Genomic DNA, 4,793 nt, shown 5'->3' on the forward strand with positions numbered 1-4,793 from the left:
GCCGCGCGCAGTGCGCCACCCGCGCGGGCAGCTCGCGCCGGGCCCGGCCGGTGGCCAGGGACAACGCGGTGTACGCGGCCACCGACTCGGCCTCGGTGCGCGCCGCGTGCACCACCCGCTCCCGCTCGGCGCGCGAGTAGACGAAGCCGAGCGGGATCTCCAGACAGACCAGGACCAGTGCGGCCAGGCTGAGATAGCTCAGCAGCAGACGGCGGGTCACGGCGACGCCGCCCGTCCGGGCTCGGACCCGGTGTGCACCGCGAGGCGGAAGCCGACGCCGCGCAGGGTGCGGATCCACGCCGGGTGTCCCAGCTTCTTGCGCAGCGCGGCCACATGGACGTCCAGGGTCCTGGTCGGCCCGTCGAAGTGGGGGTCCCACACGCGGTCCAGGATCTGCTGCCGGGAGTAGACCGCGCCCGGGTCCTCGCTGAGCAGCGCCAGCAGGTCGAACTCCTTGGGGGTGAGGGGCACTGCGGTCTCGCCCACCCACACCTGCCGGGTACGGCGGTCCACGACGAGCGGGCCCGGGTCCGGCATCGGCTCGGACGCGGCCACGGGCTCGTACGACGGCGGGGGTTCGGGCGCGGCGGCCGGCTCGTACGAGCGCTGTGTCCGCCGGGTCACCGCCCGCACCCGCGCCACCAGCTCCCGTACGCTGAACGGCTTCGCCAGATAGTCGTCGGCGCCCAGCTCCAGACCGAGTACCCGGTCGGCCTCCTCGCCGCGCGCGCTCAGAATGAGGATCGGCACGTCGGAGACCTGGCGGATGCCCCGGCAGACGTCGATGCCGTCCATGTCCGGCAACCCCAGGTCGAGCAGGACGACATCGCCGTACGGGCCCGCCAGCCCGTCCGTACCCGTGGCCACGTGATCGACCGTCAGTCCGAAGTGCGCCAGGCCCTCCACGAGGGGGTCCGCGATCGTCTCGTCGTCCTCGACGAGCAGCACCTGTATGCCCATATGTTCTGTCTCTCCCGGAACTGAAACATCGGCGAAACAATGCGAGACTTCCGCTTTCCGGTGCCACGTTACAGGCGCGCCGAAAGAAATACCGAGTTCTGCCCGCGCGCTGGCCGCAGCTTAACCTTCCGCTGTATTCGTGTCGTCTACCGTGCAGAAGAGGGGCGAAGTCAACTTCCCTGTCAGGAGGCTGAGTTGAAGGCACTACTGGACCGTGCGCGGGCATTCGGGCGGCGGGTCGATTTCGAGAGCGACGCCTACCGGAAACTGGCCGACGGGCAATATCCGGAGGTGTTGTTCATCACCTGTTCGGATTCCCGTGTCATTCCCGCACTCATCACCGGAGCGCGTCCCGGCGAGATATTCGAGCTGCGGAACGCGGGCAATATCGTGCCGCCCTACGGAAGGCCGGCGGCCTCCGGAGAGGCGGCCACCATCGAGTACGCACTCCAGGTGCTCGGGGTTCAGGACATCGTCGTGTGCGGTCACTCACACTGCGGAGCCATGGGCGCGCTGAAGTCGGGCGACGACCTGTCCGCGCTGCCCGGGGTGGACGCCTGGCTGCGGATCGCCCGCCCGGGTCTGACTCCGGTGCTGGACGCGGCCTCCGACGACCCGGCGCTGCGTGAGGTGGTGCAGGGCAACGTCGTCAACCAGCTGGCGGCCCTGCGGAGTTACCCCGTGGTGCGGCAGCGGCTGGGGGAGGGGCGGCTGCGGCTGCACGGCTGGTACTACGAGATCGACACCGGGGCCGTGCACGAGCTCGACGAGGACGGCGAGTTCCGGGCGCACGCCGGATGAGCGGGGCGCATGCGCGGGTCCGCCGGACGCGGGGCGGCACCAAGGGACCCAAGCCCGACCTCGCCACCGAGATCTCCGCGTCCCTCGTCGTCTTCCTCGTCGCCCTGCCCCTGTGCATCGGTGTGGCCGTGGCCTCCGGGGTGCGGCCCGAGCTGGGGATCATCTCCGGGGTGATCGGCGGGCTCGTGGTCGGCGCGGTGCGCGGCAGCACCTTGCAGGTCAGCGGGCCGGCCGCGGGGCTCGCCGCGCTGGTCGCGGAGACCGTCGCGGAGCACGGGGTGGCCGTGCTCGCCGTGATCGTGCTGTTCGCGGGGCTGCTGCAGATCGTCCTCGGACTGATCCGGCTGGGCCGCATGTTCCAGGCCATCTCCATCGCCGTCGTGCAGGGCATGCTCGCCGGTATCGGGCTGCCGCTGATGTTCAGCCAGCTCTACCCGATGGCCGACACCAAGGCCCCCGGCACGCCGATCGAGAACATGGCCGGGGTCCCGGACCTGCTGGCCCGGATCCTCACCGACCGCCAGGCGATGATCGCCACTCTGCTCGGGACCGTCACCATCGTGCTGAGCTTCGTGTGGAAGAAGGTCCCCGGGCCGCTCGGGAAGATCCCGGCCGCGCTGGTCGCCGTCGCGCTCGGCTGCGGCGTCGCCGCACTGCCCGGGGTGGACGTACGGACCCTCCAGGTCGGCGACCTGCTCGGGTCGGTGCGGGTGCCGGGCGCCGAGGAGTTCGCGGAACTGGCGAACCCGGCCGTCCTCGGCGCCGTCCTCACCTTCACGGTGATCGCCTCCGCGGAGAGCCTGTTCACCGCGGCGGCCGTCGACCGCATGCACAGCGGCCCGCGCACCCGGTACAACACCGAGCTGATCGCGCAGGGTGCCGGGAACACGCTCGCCGGTCTCGTCGGCGCGCTGCCCGTCACCGCGGTGGTCGCGCGCAGCTCCGCCAATGTGCAGGCGGGCGCGAAGACGCGGCTCTCGCGCACGCTGCACGGCCTGTGGCTGCTGGCCTTCGCGCTGCTGCTGCCGCAGGTGCTGGCGCTCATCCCGATCTCCGTGCTCGCCGGGGTCCTGGTGCACAGCGGCTGGAAGCTGCTCGCGCCGGACGAGTTCCCCAAGATGTGGCGGCAGGACCGGGGCGAGTTCGCCGTGATGACGCTGACCATGCTGGTGATCGTGGCGACCGCGCTGCTGGAGGGCGTGCTCTTCGGACTCGCCGCCGGGATCCTGCTGGCCGCGCTGCGGATGTCGCAGACGGTGGTCCGGCAGCACGTCGAGGACGACACGGCGAAGGTCGTCATGGCGGGCAACGCCACGTTCCTTCGGCTGCCGCGGGTCATCGAGGCGCTGGAAGCCGCCGCCGCGTCGGGCAAACCCCGGATCCGCCTCGATCTGACGGCCGTGACCCACCTCGACCACGCCTGCCGCAACCAGGTGGAGGAATTCACCGCCCAGCAGCGGGGGTTGGGGGTACGGGTCGAACTGCTGATGCCGGGGACGGCGGAGCCCGGGGGAGACACGGCCGCGGCTGCCGCGCCGGTCGAGAGCGGCGTGAAGGCCGGGGCCGGGTTCACGGCCGGGCTCGGGCTGACGACCGGCGGATCACCCGCCGCCGACGCCGAGTGGTTCTATCTCGACACGCGGCCCCTGCCCGACGATTACGCCGGGCGGTCGCCGCTCGTAGGGTGAGAGGCCCATCGAGCGCTGGGAGTGATTCCTCCATGTCCGGTTGGACCGTGCACGACATCCCCGATCAGAGCGGGCGCGTCGCCGTCGTCACCGGCGCCAACAGCGGGCTCGGGCTGGTGACGGCGATCGAGCTGGCCCGGGCCGGTGCCCGGGTCGTGCTCGCCTGCCGCAGCGAGACCCGGGGCCGGGCGGCGCTGAACCGGCTGCGGGGCGAGGTGCCGGCCGCCGAGGCGGAGGTGCGCCCCCTGGACCTCGGGAACCTGGGCTCCGTACGGGAGTTCGCGCGGGAGTTGCCGTACGAGCGGGTCGATCTGCTGGTCAACAACGCCGGTGTGATGGCGCTGCCCCGCGGCACGACCGCCGACGGGTTCGAGACCCAGTTCGGCGTCAACCACCTCGGCCACTTCGCCCTCACCGGGCTGCTGCTGCCCGCGCTGCTCACCGCACCGCAGGCGCGGGTCGTGACCGTGTCCAGCATGATGCACGCGCTGGCCAACATCGACCCGCGCGACCTCAACAGCGAGCGCGCGTACAACCGTTGGCTCGCCTACGCCCGCTCCAAATCCGCCAACCTGATGTTCACGCACGAGCTGGCGCGGAGGGCGGCGGCGCACGGGGCCCGGCTCACGTCCGTCGCGGCCCACCCCGGCTACGCGGCCACCAACCTCCAGACGGCGGGCCCCCGCGCGGAGGGACGCCGGGTCGCCGAGCGCCTGATGCTCCTCGGCAACCGGATCGTCGCCCAGTCCGCCGAGGCCGGAGCGCTCCCGCAGCTGTACGCGGCGACCGCACCCGGCGTCGGCCCCGACACCTACCTCGGACCGTCCTTCGCGATGTGGCGCGGGACGCCCGCCCCGTCCTGGCGGGCGCCGTGGACCCTCGACGACACGATGACCGAGCGTCTGTGGAGCGCCTCCGAGGACCTGACGGACGTACGCTACGACCTCCTGAAGGCAGCTCCGTAGGCCCTTCAAGCGTGCCGCTGCGGTGACGCCGGGGGTTTCAGGGGCCGGGGATCCGAGCCTGCCCGGCAGCTGAAGGGTGCGTACCTCGCGCGGCGGTGCCCCGTGGGTCAGTGGTGCTTGGGGCGGTCGGCTCGGGTCCTGTTGATCTCGTGGGCCGCCGCCTCGCTGACGGCGCGGTGGGGGTGGTGGGCCCGCAGGGCGCGCAGGATGCGTTCCGTCGTGGACGGGTCGGCCGCCGCGAGGGCGGTGACCAGGGCCGGCGCGCCGCCCGGCCAGTCCTCGGCCTCCTCGTCGAAGCGGGCCAGCAGCGTCTCGGGCGGGATCTCGTCCGGGGTGGGTACGCCGGTGTCACCCGCGAGGCGGGAGGCGAGGGTGCGGG

General features: G+C 72.3%; 4 protein-coding genes and 2 pseudogenes. 3 read left to right on the forward strand and 3 right to left on the reverse strand.

The genetic code is table 11. From position 1 onward, the window contains the following. Together N4P33_RS32865 and N4P33_RS32870 are read right to left on the reverse strand one after the other, a co-directional pair. Positions 1 to 220, reverse strand: a pseudogene (locus N4P33_RS32865) (sensor histidine kinase); the annotation flags it as partial. Beyond that, positions 217 to 960: a response regulator transcription factor gene (locus N4P33_RS32870; protein WP_260830591.1), complete on the reverse strand. Its 744-nt coding sequence runs from the start codon at positions 958 to 960 to the stop codon at positions 217 to 219. The gene N4P33_RS32870 and the pseudogene N4P33_RS32865, both read right to left, overlap by 4 nt. A 195-nt stretch (positions 961 to 1,155) precedes the next feature. Here N4P33_RS32870 and N4P33_RS32875 point away from each other — a divergent pair, with 195 nt between their 5' ends. From N4P33_RS32875 to N4P33_RS32885, 3 genes are read left to right on the forward strand one after another with little or no spacing between them, the layout of a single operon-like run. Continuing rightward, positions 1,156 to 1,761, forward strand: coding sequence for a carbonic anhydrase (locus N4P33_RS32875; RefSeq protein ID WP_260830592.1), 606 nt, complete (start codon positions 1,156 to 1,158; stop codon positions 1,759 to 1,761). Continuing rightward, positions 1,758 to 3,449, forward strand: a complete 1,692-nt coding sequence (locus N4P33_RS32880) for a SulP family inorganic anion transporter (protein ID WP_260830593.1) — start codon at positions 1,758 to 1,760, stop codon at positions 3,447 to 3,449. The genes N4P33_RS32875 and N4P33_RS32880 overlap by 4 nt, the downstream gene beginning before the upstream one ends. 32 nt (positions 3,450 to 3,481) lie before the next feature. Further along, positions 3,482 to 4,414: an oxidoreductase gene (locus N4P33_RS32885; RefSeq protein ID WP_260830594.1), complete on the forward strand. Its 933-nt coding sequence runs from the start codon at positions 3,482 to 3,484 to the stop codon at positions 4,412 to 4,414. A 107-nt stretch (positions 4,415 to 4,521) separates the two neighbouring features. Here the strand turns inward: N4P33_RS32885 and N4P33_RS32890 are convergent. Next, positions 4,522 to 4,793, reverse strand: a pseudogene (locus N4P33_RS32890) (hypothetical protein); the annotation flags it as partial.

The sequence above is a fragment of the Streptomyces sp. 15-116A genome, from assembly GCF_025290915.1.
Classification (GTDB): Bacteria; Actinomycetota; Actinomycetes; order Streptomycetales; family Streptomycetaceae; genus Streptomyces.